This window comes from Varibaculum vaginae, from assembly GCF_900604285.1.
GTDB classification, from domain to species: Bacteria; Actinomycetota; Actinomycetes; order Actinomycetales; family Actinomycetaceae; genus Varibaculum; species Varibaculum vaginae.
The window spans coordinates 1,219,634-1,234,676 of the sequence record NZ_UWNY01000001.1 but is presented as its reverse complement, the minus strand read 5'-3'; the positions used below and the strand labels follow the sequence as shown (position 1 = coordinate 1,234,676).

The window sequence follows — 15,043 nt, the reverse complement described above, 5'->3', positions numbered from 1 at the left end:
ATAACTATTTTCCTGGGGCGGAGGGGCTTCCTCCGCCCCAGGATTTAGCAGTAAAAACTATTTCTTGGTAATGCGATGCAGGATTTCTTTATAGGCTTCTTCAATGCCGCCTAGATCCCGCCGGAAACGATCCTTATCTAATTTCTTCTTAGTTTCCGCGTCCCACAGCCGACAAGTATCAGGAGTAATTTCATCAGCAAGCAGCAGATTTCCGTCCTTATCCCTGCCAAACTCGATCTTAAAGTCCACCAGGAGAACACCTTCTTTCTTGAACGCTTCAGAAAGAATCTGGTTAATCTTCGCGGTCACCTGCAAGATTTCTGCCACCTCTTCCTCGGTAGCAGCCCCAATGGCCACCGCGTGGTCGGAATTAATCAGGGGATCTCCCAGGTCATCATCCTTATAGGAGAACTCTTGAATCATTTTCTTCGGGACGGTGCCCTCTTCTATCCCTAGCCGCTTTGCCATTGAACCCGCGATAATGTTACGAGTGATTACCTCTAGAGGAACGATATCTAGTTTCCAGCACAACTGTTCACGATCGTTCAGCTTCTCAATGAAGTGGGTTTTTACCCCGTGTGACGCTAGCATTTCAAATAGATAGCTGGTGAGCTCATTATTGATAATGCCTTTATCTTTAATGGTACCTTTCTTTTCGCCATTGCCGGCGGTGGCATCGTCTTTGTAATAAACAATGACCTTATCTGGGTCATCAGTAGCATAAATTTTCTTGGCTTTGCCCTCGTAAAGGAATTCTTTCTTTTCCATTATTTGCCTTCTTTTTTAAATTTTTCTTTTAAAAACTAACCGGATCGGCAGTAAACTTTTTCTTCATATTGGTGCGGTATTCTTTGAGTTGTGCGGCTACCTTTTCATTGCTGGTACCAATAATCTGCACCGCGGTCATGGCTGCATTGTAAGAGTTATTAATTCCTACTGTTGAAACCGGGATACCCTTCGGCATTTGCACAATTGAGTAAAGGGCATCTTGCCCACCTAAAGCCGCATCTAGTGGCACTCCGATTACTGGAATCGTCACTTTAGAGGCGATTACCCCCGGTAGGTGCGCTGCTAGGCCAGCCCCGGCGATTATGGCTTTTGCCCCCGAGTCCACAGCCTCTTTTAGAATCTTCTCTAAAAGTTCCGGTACCCGATGTGCCGAAGCGATATAAGCTTTATATTCCAATCCGAATTCGTCTAAACATTTGGCCGCTCCCGCCATTTTTTCCTTATCGGAGGCGGAACCAAAAATGATTGCTACATCCATCGGAAATAATTAACCCCGTTTCTAAATAGGTTTTGTTCTATTTCGGGGCAGTAGTTGAGGTATAAACCGCTACCGCTCCTTTCTGAATGACCCATCTTGCCCAGGATTTGCCCTTGATGAGCCAACAGCCCTTCGATTCCGAAGGAAGATCCATTGGGGTTTTCCCCCAGATATTGGGTAGCTATCTGGCCGGACGCCAGGTACTTGTGATAGTCCTTCTGGCTCATCACTACCCGTCCTTCACCATGAGAAATCGGTATCTGATGGACTTCTCCCACGTCAAAGGAGCTCAGCCAGGGAGAAGCCACCGAAGATACTGAAGTATGCACAATTTTGGCCACGTGGTGTCCACTATCATTTGCTGCCAGAGTGGGCGAATCAGGTTCTAAATCCCGAATTTGTCCGTAGGGCAGCAAACCCGATTTGATTAACGCCTGGAAACCATTACAGATTCCCAGAATTAGGCCTCCTTTACGCAGTAACGAATGTACGGCCTCTTTTACTTCTGCCTGCCTGAGCACTGAAACAATGAACTTTGCAGAACCATCTGGTTCATCTCCCACGGAGAATCCCCCAGGCAGTGCAAAGATATCAGCCTGCTCAATTTGACGTGCATACGAAGTGGCATCCCGGTAAACCCCGGTTACCACCTGCGCCCCTTCGCGCGTAAAAGCCCGACTCATATCGTATTCACAGTTAGTGCCCGGGAAGATAGGGATAAACACCCGGGGATTTTGTATTCGATAGGGCGCGTGACAAGTTTTGTTCAAACAAGCATCGCTAACTTGCTCAACTTTTTGGTTAATCCGTTTCCCAGCGGTGGGGAAAATCTCTGCTAAAGGCTGTTCCCATGCCTCCTGTAGAACATCCAGCTTCAGCTGATTACCGTTAATAACGGTTTTCGCCCAGCTCCCGGTGTATCCCAGCAAAGGCAAATCTAAATGCTGGTCAGTCTCAATCAAGAAACTGCCATAGCGAGAAGCAAAGAGATCCTCTTCAGTGTTAATTTCGAAACCGATCCGGTTCCCGAAGGCCATTTTTGGTAGCGCCTCGGCAATTCCTCCGTACCCTAACGCATAGGCCGAGAGCGGATTAATCTTTTGTAGCTGATCTAAATTCTCTTGGAAGGATTCTAAATCAACCGTTCCTAGCTCATCTGTTTTAACTTTCAACAGATAGAGACGGTGATTGCGAGCTTTCAACTCCGGAGTGCGTAACTTAGCTGCTTCCTGCATCCCAATTGCGAAGCTAACCAAAGTGGGCGGCACATTCATATCTTCGAAAGTGCCAGACATAGAATCTTTGCCTCCGATGGAAGCGAGATGGAAGTGGCGTAATACCCGGTTTGCTCCCAGAAGCGCTTCTACCACTGTCCCCCACTTTTCAGGGTCTTCGCCCAGGCGAGGGAAATACTCTTGGAAAGTGAAATACAAATCCCGGTAATCTACTCCAGCTGCTGCCAGACGTGACATGGATTGCACGACTGAAACGATCGCGCTGTGGTAAGGACTCAGTTCCGCCAGCGAAGGTTCAAATCCATAGGCTGCTACCGAGGCCACCTCGGCCTGTCCCTCTTCAACCGAAACTAGTTGCGCGCTGACTTGGGAGGGGGTGCGCTGAAATTTGCCTCCGTAGGGCAAAGTCAAGGTGGTGGCGCCAATCGAGGAATCGAAAATCTCGTTTAAGCCGCGCTGGGAACAAATATTTAAGTCCGCCAGGTTATTTGCTAGTTTTTGCTGCAAATTATCCCCGGAAACTTTGCGCTCGGGAGTGATTGTCCCATTAGAGACTGCCGCGAACTGCGTGTGGGAACGTACCCCATTGGTGTCCAAGAAGTCCCGGGAAATATCGACGATGGTTTCTCCCAGGTAATGCATAACTAGGCGCTTATCGGCGGTAACGGTAGCCACGTGGGTTACTTCTACGTCTTCACTTGCGCACGCATCATAGAAGAATTGCAGATCCGCGGGGTCTATACAGACTGCCATGCGTTCTTGCGACTCAGAGATCGCTAACTCGGTTCCGTTTAGCCCTTGGTATTTTACTGGCACCCGGTCCAGTTCGATTTCCAGTCCAGGAGCTAGTTCTCCGATGGCGACAGACACTCCCCCCGCACCGAAGTCATTACATTTCTTAATTCGTTTCGCGACTTCACCGCGACGGAAGAGCCGCTGAATCTTGCGTTCAATAATGGGGTTACCCTTTTGTACCTCGGCTCCACAAGTTTGCGAGGAGTCCCGAGTATGAGTTTTGGAAGAGCCGGTGGCTCCCCCAATTCCGTCACGTCCGGTACGCCCTCCGATTAACAGAATCAAGTCCCCGGGAGCAGGTTCCTCGCGAATAATATTCTCGGCGGGAGCCGCTCCCACTACGAACCCTAATTCAAGGCGTTTTGCCCGGTAACCGGGGTGATAAATTTCTTTAACATAGTTTGTGGTTAACCCAATCTGGTTACCGTAAGAGGAATATCCGGCGGCCGCTCCCTGAGTAATTTCTTTACTGGAAAGTTTACCTTCTATCGGGTCTTCTATTCGGGGATCAGCACTACCGGAGATACGCATTGCTTGGTAAACAAAGGTGCGTCCCGATAAGGGATCCCGGATAGCTCCTCCGATACAGGTAGAAGCACCCCCAAAAGGTTCGATCTCGGTGGGATGGTTATGAGTTTCGTTCTTGAACTGCAGGATATAGCGTTCACCCCCCACGGTTACATACACCGAGCAGGCGTTGATCTCGTTAGAGACTTCCTGATTTTTCACCTTTTCACGTTTTGCCGACAGAGTAGCCAGATCCATCAGGGTAATCGGTTTATCGGGGTTGCGTTCAGCGAGATAGCAAGCCCATTCTTCCTGTAGGCGAGCCGCATAGGGGCCGATGAAAGTAGCCTCTGTAAGTTCAGTTTCAAAAGTGGTATGCCGGCAATGGTCTGACCAGTAGGTGTCTATTACCTTGATTTCAGTTTCGGTGGGAAGACGCCCGATGCTATCAAAATATTCTTTAATGAAAAGCAAATCCTCCTTGGTCATCGCCAAGGAGGATTGCTCGTAGTAGTCTGCAGTGATTTCAACACTGGGCGGCAACTGCCGGTTGGGAACATAAGTTTCGTTTTCCAGCACCGACATATCTTTGAGGCGCATTTCGATAGGGTTGAATTTAACCCGCCCTGTACGTCCGTATCCGCATTTCACAGTAGCCGTATAGCCTTGGAGCGCTAGGCATTTTTCGGCAGCATCTGCGCGTTGATCAAACTGGCCAGGTAGGTATTCGAGGACGTAAAAGTCTTCAATATCAATCTGATCAAGAACAATATCCTGATTAACCTCGGCGAATACCGTGTATTTGGCTTGTTCCAGCGCAGCCGTATCAAGGCCGAAAATGTCATAGACATTGAACTGGGTAGTATCGTTCTTTTTTCTTACGAAAATCCGCTTATTCAAAGTCTTCCCTTATATGAAATAGCTGCCCGGTATGAAATTTTGCGCGCGACAGCAGGAAGTCGTCTGAATTCTCACCCACTGCCCAACCGCATCCCCCTGACCACTGGTTTCACCAGTTGCCCGGGGAGCCTGTTAGCTGGCTATTAATGAACCCTTTAAGGAAATCAAGAACAATCAGCTACCCTTTAACCCTAGCAGGGGCAGTGCCCAGCGTACTAATCAGCCGCCAGAAACCAGTTAGCAATATTTCTCACCTTTTCCTCAAATTCGGCAGGCTCGGGGTAAACGCTCCAATCTTTTAAACCGCGCCGCTTAACAGCAAGAATTGAGGAAAAAATGATTTTACAAGCGCAGCTTCTGGCCAGTTTTACTATCAAAGAGGCTAGAGTAAAAGCATGTTAGTTGCATTTTCTATTACTCCTTCTAACTCCGATGCTGAAGGCGGAGTCCATGACGCTGTTGCTGCCGCGGTACAGGTGGTTCGAGACTCGGGACTGCCGAACCGCACGGATTCCATGTTCACCACCATCGAAGGCGAGTGGGATGAATGTATGCAGGTAGTAAAAGAGGCCTGTGACGCAGTTTCCCGCTTCGCCCCCCGGGTATCTTTAGTACTGAAAGCGGATATCCGCCCTGGCCGCAAAGGTGAAATGACCGCGAAACTTACCCGCCTAGATGCCGCTCTAAACAGGCTGCAGTCCGAAAGCTAGTTTTAGCTATAACCGGTTGCTACAAAACCTAGTGGCGCCACCCCAATAACGGAGTGACGCCACTAAAGATTATGTTCAGAGCCTTCCAGTTTAAATAGCGATTTTATGAGGCTATTTTGGGAGCCAGCTTCTAATATAAGTGAGCTATTTACCTAGCTGCACTGTCCATTCAGGAGGAACATCCTTGCCGGATTCCTCGTCCTTTTCTGCCAGGGCGAAAGTTTCCTGCACGATTCCCTGCGCATGGTGAGAAGGAGAGTAAATCGCATATACCTTCATCGGTTCATCCCCGACATTGATAATGTCGTGCCATTTGCCAGCCGGTACCATTACTGCCCAGCCGTCACTAACCTCTTGCTCAAAGGTCAGGTTATCTTTCGCATCCCCCATTACTACTTTGCCTTTACCGGCATCCAGACGCAGGAACTGGTCGTTGTCCGGGTGAACTTCCAGCCCGATAGATTCACCTACCGGAATAGACATTAGCGTTACTTGCAGGTATTTCCCGGTCCAGGCGGTGGTGCGATAATTGGTGTTTTCTTTGGTTTCGGTTTCCAAATCGAAGCTATAGGGCTCCGGTCCATTGTCATGCACTGCCATGATGATTTTCCTTTCTTACTCGCCTTCGAAAATCTTACTTTCCATGGTAGCCAGGCTTTTTCCAAGATGCAGGACTTCCTGCAAAATATCGCTACCAGCGTTGAGCAGTTTATTTTGTTTTGAGATTACCGATAGCTCTACCCGTCTCTTAGGCTGGATTTACGAATTTTGAATATTGCGGTTTGTTGGCTTGTTAAAGTGGAGATATGTCGAAGTTTTCCCCTGACGATAGTAATCATGCTGGTAGCTCCTACGGATCTCCTAATGCCAATATCCTGGCTACCCCGCCTGTGCCTGCGGTTTCCCCGGGGCAACCGACACCTGCTAGCTATCCGGGACAGCCGCTAGCTCCTAACTTTCCGGCACAACCAATTACAGTGGGATCTGTACCGACGCCCCCTACCTACCCGAGGCAAACGATGCCCGGAGGATCGCAACCGTTGCCTCCTGCTTATCCTGTATTGCAATCGATGTCTCCTAACATTCCGGGGCAACCGGCTGCTGGTGGAAAGGGTAAGTCACGGCGGGGTTTAATAGTTACTCTCTGCGTGATCTTAGTGCTCGCGTTGTGCGTCCTGGGAATAACTCTCTTCAAAGTATTCACCGGAGAGGGCTCTCTCGCAGTGGGGGTAAACCCAGCGTGGGGTAAACCGTCAAAAGTAGTGATAGAAATAAAAAAGAACCCAGGCAAGCATATACGCTTTACGAGCCGGAAAAAGACAAGCTGCTTTTGCTGCAACCATTCAAAGATGGCAGTGGCGTAGGACAATTTCTAGACCCTAAAACTGGAGCTAAAATCGGTAAACTCATCGCCTTGCCAAAATGCGATAACGCCTTTCAACAGCCCTTCTTGACTGTGAGCGGAAAAATCGCATGTGCCAAGAAAGACACCGTAAAAGCCAATCAGAATAAGAAATACCAGTTCAAAGAACAAATCTATGCCGATAAACACCTGCTAGTTGGAGCTAGTCCCTCCGCCACAAATGCGGAGCAAATCGTGGCATATAACCCCGAAAGTAACAAGCTATTGTGGGTGCAGAACTTGAAAAAGCCCGCCTCCGTCACCTGTGACGGTAAAGAAGTCTATACCACCAGTACCGTTGGAGATTCGCCCTCAGAACCTACCCTAAAGTCCGCAGACAGTAACGAAAATAGAGAATCTGAAGAATCTAATTCTCCGACAGAAAAGGAAGCGACCGAGCTGGAAGTCATGACGTTGACCGGCAGTTCTAATCCACAACAAAATCCCGAAAAAGAGTTAAGCCCTGGCCAGAGCAAAGCAGGTGAACCTCAAGTAGCCAAGGACGCTATCAAAAACATTGACTTCGCCAAGGCCTACCTGCCCGTATATGGACTTGAAGACTGTTCAGATAAAAATTTCTGGCGTGAAAGCAATGGCACTCCCATATCTAGAAAAATGCCCAGCGAAACCACCCCCTGTTGGGCCACTATGCAAAACGGAGAATCAATCGAAAAAGTCACTGTTCCCTGGGATGCGAGAGAACAGTTTACTGCACTCAAGCTGTCAGACAATGAAGGAAATGGTTCCAGTTTTTTCGATTCCGAGAGTTTTAGTGCAGATGCTTCCAAGCTCTATACCGTTGGATATGGAGATGCAAACGGTGATGGCTACCTCGACGCACTGCTCATCACCCATGATTTAGAGGCGGTTGAATTCCAGTTGGCTCTTTTTGATCCCGAAGATCCCGAACATCCCTATATTTCGATAATCGGGGGTACGCAAGAACCAAAAACGGTAAGGATTGAGAGCCCGGGAAAAATTACTATTTTCTATCCAGCAGCTATAACTCCCTCAAAAACTAAGCAAGTACTCTCAGAAATATCGATTAGTGGATACGAAATCACCAACTATGTAAACCACGAACCCAAAGCAGGATAGCAGCTGAATTTTCTCAGAATATTTGCTGGCTAAACGATTGCTTCTTAGCGTGGTTTGCCTAGAAGTTTTAGCTAGTTCACCGCTGCTATACCGATTCAGCTAAACAGGGATTGCCCTCGCGAGATTAGTGCCTTTTAGTTAACTGTTCAGATTTCATGTAGAGGACGGCTTCGGCTTGTTAGAGTGGAATTATGTCTAAGTTTTCCCCTGATGAAGGCGTAAATGACGGATCTGCTGAGCCCGCTCGAATTCCTGATTCCGGGTTAGCTCCTCAGCGGGCAGGTAACCCTAAGGGGATGTCCCTTAGTAGTGGCACGTTCCATTCTCCCTCCCCGCAGGGTTCAGCTCATACACAAACTTATCCGCAATATTCTGCCGGAACGTTTATATCCCCGGGAGCCCATCCCCCAGCAAACCCACTGGTGCCGCCTCTTTAATGACCCAAAGTGTCCGAACAAAAATTTCTGGCAAGAATCGGATAGAACTCCGATTGCCAATAAAATGCCTGAAGGAACTAGTAAATGTTGGGCAACTATGAAAAACGGGAATTCGGTGGAGAAGTTTCGTTTCTCCCCTCAGCACCCAGAGACCGAGCTCGACGCGATAAAACTAGCAAACCCGCAAATTAGCGATCTTTTCGATTCTGCAAGCTTCAAACCGGATCCCACAAAATCTTATGCAGTTGGATATGGGGACGCTAATGCCGATGGATACTTAGACGCACTTCTAGTTTTAAACGACTATGAAGCGACCGAGTTCACCCTAGCAATTTTCGATCCCGGCGACCCCAATCACCCCTATTTGTCAGTCATCGGACCAGCTATGGAAGCGGGGCTAGTGAAAATAGTTAGCCCCGGCAGGGTGAATATCTACGGATCTGATCCCATGACCGGGTCAGGAAGCCCAGAATTAATATCGGAAATGTCGATACAAGGATTTGAAATCACCAATTATTCCGAATACAACTAAACGCTAGCATTCTGCTGTCCTGGTAGGTGAGGCTATCTGCTAATTACTGGATAACTAACGGGTTAGTTATCAAAAAGCCGCTTTAGATCCTGCATATCATCAAATTGCCTTTGCACTGTATCTTCTACCGCAGCTTTGGCACTGGAGGCGACGGCATAAGTTCCGGTAGGAACCGCAACTATCCCAATTACTAGGGAAGCACATAGTGTCCAAATAATAAAGAAAATGGTATGGCGCATCTCCGGGCTTTTATCTTTCGGATAGAGCTCTTTTAAGCCTCCGAAAATCAATAGCTCCATAATCAAGAAGGAGGCCGATAACAATATTTGTAGGATAGCTATAAATATCAGTGGCAAAACCGGAATCGGAAGCAGGGAAACCAAAAACATTAATGCCAACGCAAAGGAAGGCATAACCAGCCCCGTAGCAACTATGGAAGCTACCTGAGTAAAGGTGATGGCACTTTGCTTGGTGCGCGCAGCAGCTAATGCTAACGCTGCCCTCAGGATAACTGCCGCGAATGCCACCAGAGTGAATACGAAAAAGCAAAGGAACCAGTAACCGAAATAAAGCACACTGTAAGCCCCATACCCAGAGCCACCGAGCAATCCCCCGGAGAAAATATCCGCGCTACGGGCGAGCACCACCGACGAACTAAGTCCAGTCATCAGTGAAAATACCAGCATCATTACCCACCACCAGTGTTTCAACTGGGAGTTGGCTTTCACCCTCACTTGGCCTTCAGATTTGTGCAGTCCCACAAAAGTAGGCCAAATAGCTTTTAAGGCAAGTACAAAATCGTTAGCTGATTTTGGGGGTTGCGGATAACCAGGGAGGCTAGCGGCGTAAGGAGATTGCATCGCTGCCGGATTTACCGGTGGATAGCCTGCCTGAGGGAAACTCGCTTCTGCCCGGGGACCAGAACCTGCAGGAATAAGGGGGTGCGGCATTCCAGTTGTCCCTTGCGGTGGATAAGGCGGATAGCCAGCGGGAGGCATCGGTTGCGGGTAGCCCGCTGACGGATATGGCGGATTCATCCCCATTGTCGGAGCAGGCGGAAATGGAGGATTTACTCCGTTAGCCGGGACAGATTGCTGTGAGGAGCTAGCCGAGGGAGAAAGCGAGCTTTTTGCGGCACCAGAGCTGTCACTGGAAGCTAGCTGAGTTTCCGATCCCTCAAGCTTCTGAGCTTCTTCATCAGGCTGGAAATGGGGTGAATTACTCAATGTATTTCCTTTCAAACTATTGCTATACACAAATTCTAGCATCGTAAATTTTATTGAGCAGAACACTTGAAATATTCGTCCAAGCTCCCCAAAGCCTGCCCTTATCCTACTCATTCCCCGGCTTTGCTCTCGCAATATTATTTTTAACTATTCAAGACCTGACGCCTCTATAATTTTGGCATTCGTACCGCAAACCTAGTATCTACAGAGAGCAGCATAATGAAAGGCACTTCTAAGGAACTCCTCAAATTTATGGAGGGATCGGATAAACGTTTTGTAATCCCCGTGTATCAACGAAACTATGATTGGAAAAAAGAGAACTGCCAGCAACTACTCAGCGATCTCATAGATGTGGCTAAAACCCAGCGGTCATCTCACTTCTTTGGTTCTATTGTCTCCAAAACTTAAGGTGACGACTACCTGATTATCGATGGACAACAACGTCTTACCACTGTTTCATTGTTACTGCTGGCACTGATGAATCTCATCGAAGAGAAGAAACTTCCCTGTACTGTAGAGCGTCTCAATGAAAAAATCAGAGAGGACTACCTGATCGATAAATGGCAGCCCGAGGAACGAAAAATTAAACTGAAACCTGTAAAGAATGATATGAAAGCTTTCAATAGTCTTTTCAATCAAAAAGCTGACTACCTTCCTGATTCAAACATTACGCAAAACTATCTATTCTTTTACGAAGCAATTCCAGGTTCATCTGTAGATGCTGACGAGCTTTTTAGAGCATTGCGGAAGCTAGTGGTAATTGACATTACGCTTGAACGCGGAGACGATCCCCAGTTGATATTCGAAAGCCTTAACTCAACTGGCCTGGACTTAAACGAGGCTGACAAGATCAGAAACTATATCCTAATGGGGCTTGATCAGCGAGAGCAAGAAGAGCTATACGAGAAATATTGGAACAAGATTGAAGAACTAACCGGTTACCAAGTTAGCGAGTTCGTCCGACAATACCTTACCTATAAGCATGGTAAATGGCCTAAGATCAACGGGGTTTACCATACTTTCAAACAGTATGTAACCGGCTTAAAGATAGAAATTGAGGAGCTATTAACAGATCTGCTGGCGCACGCCAGATTTTATGCACAAATAATGAATGCCTCCACCGGCGTTTGCCGTCTGGACGTGATCTTGAAGAGGCTAGGACTACTAGAGATGACGGTAGTGAATCCCTTTTTATTCGCATTGCTAGGTAGATTTCATGACGGCAAGATAAATGAAATCCAGACCTGCTTAGTCCTCAAGACCATCGAAAGCTACTTGTTTAGACGGCTGGTTTGCGAAGTTCCCACCAACTCCCTCAACAAGATTTTCGCGACCCTAAAGAATGATGCCATCCGGCTACTTCACGACGAGGAAGACTATGCAAATTCTGTTATTTACGTCCTCCAACAGAAAACCGTTTCGGGTAGGTTCCCAAATAACCAGGAATTCGGGGCCAGTGTACGTAGCCGCGACTTCTACAACATGCGAACAAAAAATAAAATCTATTATTTTAACCGGTTAGAAAACGGCGACTCGTATGAAACTATCAATGTCCCGGAAGCGATGGTAGCTAAAGAACACAACCTGTCAGTAGAGCACATCATGCCTCAAACTCTTACCGAAACCTGGAAAAAAGAGCTCGGAAAAGATTTCGCAGATATTCACAAAACTTGGAAAAACCGCATCGCTAACCTCGCGCTCACTGCCTATAACAGCGAGTACAGCAATCGCGCCTTCCAAGAAAAACTCACCATGAAAGATGGTTTTATTGATTCTCCGCTACCTTTGAATAAATGGATAGGCCAGCAGGAAAAGTGGACTCTGCATGAGTTGAAAGCCCGCAGTGACTTCCTGGCGGAGCGGTTCCTCGAATTATGGCCATTTCCAGAAATCGATTTCCAACCCATGGTGGAGAATAATCCCGATTATTCCCTAGATGACGACTATGACTTCACCGGCACTAAAATTTCTTCCTACACATTTAGGGAGGGAAAACATAATGTCACTACTTGGAAAGATGCTACAGCAGGGGTCTTAAGACAAATATTTGAATCAAACACTGCCGAAATTTACCGCATCGCATCCCAAGACGACTTCCCTGCTTCCTTCATTACCACTATGGACGCCCCACAGGAAGGATGGGTCAATATCGGCAGGAACCTTTATGCATTCCTATCAACACCGACCGCCTCAAAAATTCGGGTGCTGGAAGCAGTGTTTGAAAAAATTGGAATCAGCGGGGAAGACCTTCATTTTGAAATCCGCCCCGATGAGCCCCGATGAGACAAATAATTCCCAAGAAACGCAGTAGTCGATTAGAGACTCGGCTATTCCCACTCGATGGCTTCGGTTCTGCCGCCTCGTCATTCCAGTTGCGCCCAGTTTTCGCTGCCGACTCGAACAGAGTGCCGCCAAGTAACACCATGTCGTGTTTCGTCGGCTCTGGGGACAAAAGTCGGGACAATTTCAGAAACTTTTTTCAAACTCAGGGCTTTGAGTTTTTGTTTTTGTCCCAAAGGCCGCGATTGGCCGCCTTTGGAGGCTCGATAGCGCCGAAAACGCCCGTTTTGAAACTCAACCGCCCTTTAGCCCGCAAGCCGCCAGCTGCAATCGCAAGTGAATCAACGCAGGTGGCTTGCAGGCGTTTCGCAAAACCGCAGGTCGCTGGCACTCACCATCGGTGAACAAAGTGAGTAGTCTCGGGTGGCTTGCCCATGAGTTGAATCGACACCGCGATTCGGCGCGCAGCCGAGGCATCTCCGTCGTCTGGACTTCGGGCCCGTCTTGGCCATCGCACGATGTGGCGGCAGCTGCAACGCGGTGAGATAATACCAGCAAGAAAGATAAGAATGCCCGTAGCAGAGAAGCAACTGGCATGGCTCGAACCGATAGCGACAATCGCAAGGAGGACGCACATGGACAGAGAAGGACTGGATGAGCTGATGTCCATCGACCTTGAGACGCGCAGGGATGCGGAGACGATCCTTTTCGCGCTCGAGCAGGCGCCCGACGGTTTCAATACCACGACCTACCGCCAGTTGGAAGCGCAGCTTGGATGCCATGTCGATGTTGCCGAACGTTACCTGTTCGACCTGCACGCGGCCATCATGCTGCTCTCCGAGGCCCATGGCCTCAAGCTCGACATGAGCCGCCACGACTATAAGGAAGAAGGGCTGCCGTTCGTCCTCGACTACGACGTCTGGCACCGCAAAGACGCCGCTGCAAACGGGATGTTCGACGACGAGGCCTCACCGGAGAACCGCGACTGGCGAGACGAGCACGATGGTATCATCGCCGACACCATTGCCGGCATCCTCTTCAAGGCGCTGCCGGCACATACCATCCCGCCGAAGCTCAGGTTCAGCTATGAGAACGTACCCGCCCTCGACGCCGAGATTCTAAGCGTATACTGCGGGTTCGAAGCCGCGGGGCTCTCGTTCTCCCTGGATTTCGAGCTCAATACCGGCAGGGGCGGCAACCGAGTTCTCCTCGAGCTGGAGCCTGAACCCTCCGCAGGGAACGTAAGCCTCACCTGCGAGGGAATGGACGACGATTTCACAGCCGCTTGGAATCCCGATACCGCAAAGTGGGACAAGCCCCTCCCCGCCAAGCAACAGGGAAAATAGCCATGGGCGCGTATCTGGGCCTGCGCGACAGCTGGTTTTGGGAAGACGACGCAATCCTCGACGCAATCGAGACGCTTCAGGACCAGGCAGACGGCACGTTCTACCCGGCCGAATACGGGCCGGAGGGCCACACGGACATCGCCTGCCCCAACCTTTGGGGCTATCTGATCCCGCAGGAGGAGTCGGAACCGTTCGAGCGCCTTTTCGCGGCACGCGAAGACGAGCAGGTCGCAAAGCTCTACGGGACCCGCTTCGCCTACGCCCGATGGTACAACGGTGCCGACGGCGAACCCAAGGTGGGCTTTCTCCCCGCGCCCGTCTCCCGTGAGGAGCCCCTTGCGGGAGGCGTCGGCAAGAAGGCGACGTGGGCGCGGTTCTGGACGTGGGGACCTGCCCTCGAGGACAACATAGACATGAGCTGCGATCTGGTCACGGGTTGGTGCGAAATCGAGTACGTCTCCAGGAAACGCGACCTTCCCGCCGCCAGATTCAGGGTTGCCGCGGCCAAGCTCGCGCCCTATGCCACCATCGGCGAAGGCGTCCACTATGGCGAGCGCGGGGAAAGCCCGTGGATGATCTACGACGGTTTCTACTGGAGCTACATCCTCGGGACTGACGATGCCGTCCTGCTTAGGGGGACGAGAAGCGGCTCTTCCGAGAAGAGCTACGAGCCCATTCTTTCTCTGTTCCGCTCGATAAGAAGGTCCGCTCGCGGCGTGACGCGCCGGCTTTGGGGATTCGCCATCTAGCAATGGCGGAGAAGAACCCAGCCTAGCAAGGGAATTCTTGTATTGCAGATGGGTTCCAAAAAAGCAACGCAAAGGCCACCGAGCCTTACGGGGCGTCCTTGCGCATACCTTCGCCGTTCGTCTGCTCCCGCTCAGCCGAATCGCCAACCGCAACAGGCCATGTCCCAACGGATGGGTACCATTTATCCGGGTGCACCTGGGGCAACGGGCCGGCAGGCCCGCGCAAGGTCGCTCGCAGAACACGCAACATCAAACACGACAGAAGAGGCGAACGACAGATGCCGGACCCCGGACGACAGCACCGCGGAAGACGAGCATTCCGACCACAACCGAACAATCTTCGATCCTAGGCAGGCGCCCGCATGGGCGCCTTTTTCTTTTCAGGGACTTAGCTGAGAGCTAAGGCACGTGGCTCATGGCCGTTTCGTGGAGGCCCGACCAGCTCGACCCACCTCGACCCGTCTCCGTTCCCGTCGGGCGCGCAGATCGCCATCAGGCGGTTCAATCGTCGCGCAGACGAAGAGGCACACGGTGTCGCGCGGCGTGCCCGCGCGGTGCC

At 49.9% G+C, this 15,043-nt stretch carries 12 protein-coding genes and 1 pseudogene; 8 read left to right on the top strand and 5 right to left on the bottom strand.

The annotated features are described in order from the left end of the window. Positions 1 to 57: 57 nt before the first annotated feature. The 3 genes from purC to EFB02_RS05290 are packed head-to-tail and all read right to left on the bottom strand — an operon-like array spanning position 58 to position 4,704. On the bottom strand, positions 58 to 768 hold the full coding sequence (gene purC / locus EFB02_RS05300) for a phosphoribosylaminoimidazolesuccinocarboxamide synthase (RefSeq protein ID WP_122820483.1): 711 nt from the start codon (positions 766 to 768) through the stop codon (positions 58 to 60). Between the two features lie 28 nt (positions 769 to 796). Next, entirely contained in the window at positions 797 to 1,267 is a 471-nt protein-coding gene (purE, locus tag EFB02_RS05295; protein WP_122820482.1) for a 5-(carboxyamino)imidazole ribonucleotide mutase, read from the bottom strand. Continuing rightward, positions 1,258 to 4,704, bottom strand: a complete 3,447-nt coding sequence (locus tag EFB02_RS05290; protein WP_122820481.1) for a phosphoribosylformylglycinamidine synthase — start codon at positions 4,702 to 4,704, stop codon at positions 1,258 to 1,260. The genes purE and EFB02_RS05290 overlap by 10 nt, the downstream gene beginning before the upstream one ends. A 395-nt stretch (positions 4,705 to 5,099) precedes the next feature. On the opposite strand from EFB02_RS05290, the gene EFB02_RS05285 reads away from it, so the two are divergent. Beyond that, positions 5,100 to 5,414: a thiamine-binding protein gene (locus tag EFB02_RS05285; RefSeq protein WP_122820480.1), complete on the top strand. Its 315-nt coding sequence runs from the start codon at positions 5,100 to 5,102 to the stop codon at positions 5,412 to 5,414. 144 nt (positions 5,415 to 5,558) lie between these two features. Here EFB02_RS05285 and EFB02_RS05280 read toward each other — a convergent pair whose 3' ends face one another. Then, a complete protein-coding gene (locus tag EFB02_RS05280; protein WP_122820479.1) occupies positions 5,559 to 6,014 on the bottom strand; it encodes a cupin domain-containing protein in 456 nt (151 codons plus the stop codon). Positions 6,015 to 6,870: 856 nt separating this feature from the next. Here EFB02_RS05280 and EFB02_RS05275 point away from each other — a divergent pair. From EFB02_RS05275 to EFB02_RS05270, 3 genes are all read left to right on the top strand, one after another. After that, on the top strand, positions 6,871 to 7,914 hold the full coding sequence (locus EFB02_RS05275) for a hypothetical protein (RefSeq protein ID WP_147471038.1): 1,044 nt from the start codon (positions 6,871 to 6,873) through the stop codon (positions 7,912 to 7,914). A 191-nt stretch (positions 7,915 to 8,105) separates the two neighbouring features. After that, a complete protein-coding gene (locus EFB02_RS08665) occupies positions 8,106 to 8,351 on the top strand; it encodes a hypothetical protein (protein WP_147471037.1) in 246 nt (81 codons plus the stop codon). Positions 8,352 to 8,448: 97 nt separating this feature from the next. Further along, complete coding sequence (locus EFB02_RS05270; RefSeq protein ID WP_160115375.1) at positions 8,449 to 8,883, top strand: hypothetical protein; 435 nt, start codon at positions 8,449 to 8,451, stop codon at positions 8,881 to 8,883. 62 nt (positions 8,884 to 8,945) lie between these two features. Here the strand turns inward: EFB02_RS05270 and EFB02_RS05265 are convergent, their stop codons facing one another. Next, positions 8,946 to 10,109, bottom strand: a complete 1,164-nt coding sequence (locus tag EFB02_RS05265; RefSeq protein WP_122820476.1) for a DUF3824 domain-containing protein — start codon at positions 10,107 to 10,109, stop codon at positions 8,946 to 8,948. A gap of 219 nt (positions 10,110 to 10,328) precedes the next feature. Here EFB02_RS05265 and EFB02_RS08830 point away from each other — a divergent pair. The 4 genes and pseudogenes from EFB02_RS08830 to EFB02_RS05240 form a co-directional block, all read left to right on the top strand. After that, positions 10,329 to 10,961 (top strand): annotated as a pseudogene (locus EFB02_RS08830) (DUF262 domain-containing protein); the annotation flags it as partial. Between the two features lie 15 nt (positions 10,962 to 10,976). After that, complete coding sequence (locus tag EFB02_RS08825) at positions 10,977 to 12,392, top strand: HNH endonuclease family protein (RefSeq protein ID WP_327395334.1); 1,416 nt, start codon at positions 10,977 to 10,979, stop codon at positions 12,390 to 12,392. Positions 12,393 to 13,024: 632 nt separating this feature from the next. Beyond that, a complete protein-coding gene (locus EFB02_RS05245; RefSeq protein WP_101677791.1) occupies positions 13,025 to 13,735 on the top strand; it encodes a hypothetical protein in 711 nt (236 codons plus the stop codon). A 2-nt stretch (positions 13,736 to 13,737) separates the two neighbouring features. After that, on the top strand, positions 13,738 to 14,484 hold the full coding sequence (locus EFB02_RS05240; protein WP_101677790.1) for a hypothetical protein: 747 nt from the start codon (positions 13,738 to 13,740) through the stop codon (positions 14,482 to 14,484). Positions 14,485 to 15,043 lie beyond the last annotated feature (559 nt).

Excerpts from the sequence above, each read along its gene's own strand:
- purC (WP_122820483.1), bottom strand. The coding sequence starts at position 768 with ATGGAAAAGAAAGAATTCCTTTACGAGGGCAAAGCCAAGAAAATTTAT.
- purE (WP_122820482.1), bottom strand. The coding sequence starts at position 1,267 with ATGGATGTAGCAATCATTTTTGGTTCCGCCTCCGATAAGGAAAAAATG.
- EFB02_RS05285 (WP_122820480.1), top strand. The coding sequence starts at position 5,100 with ATGTTAGTTGCATTTTCTATTACTCCTTCTAACTCCGATGCTGAAGGC.
- EFB02_RS05280 (WP_122820479.1), bottom strand. The coding sequence starts at position 6,014 with ATGGCAGTGCATGACAATGGACCGGAGCCCTATAGCTTCGATTTGGAA.
- EFB02_RS08665 (WP_147471037.1), top strand. The coding sequence starts at position 8,106 with ATGTCTAAGTTTTCCCCTGATGAAGGCGTAAATGACGGATCTGCTGAG.
- EFB02_RS05270 (WP_160115375.1), top strand. The coding sequence starts at position 8,449 with ATGAAAAACGGGAATTCGGTGGAGAAGTTTCGTTTCTCCCCTCAGCAC.
- EFB02_RS08825 (WP_327395334.1), top strand. The coding sequence starts at position 10,977 with ATGGGGCTTGATCAGCGAGAGCAAGAAGAGCTATACGAGAAATATTGG.
- EFB02_RS05245 (WP_101677791.1), top strand. The coding sequence starts at position 13,025 with ATGGACAGAGAAGGACTGGATGAGCTGATGTCCATCGACCTTGAGACG.
- EFB02_RS05240 (WP_101677790.1), top strand. The coding sequence starts at position 13,738 with ATGGGCGCGTATCTGGGCCTGCGCGACAGCTGGTTTTGGGAAGACGAC.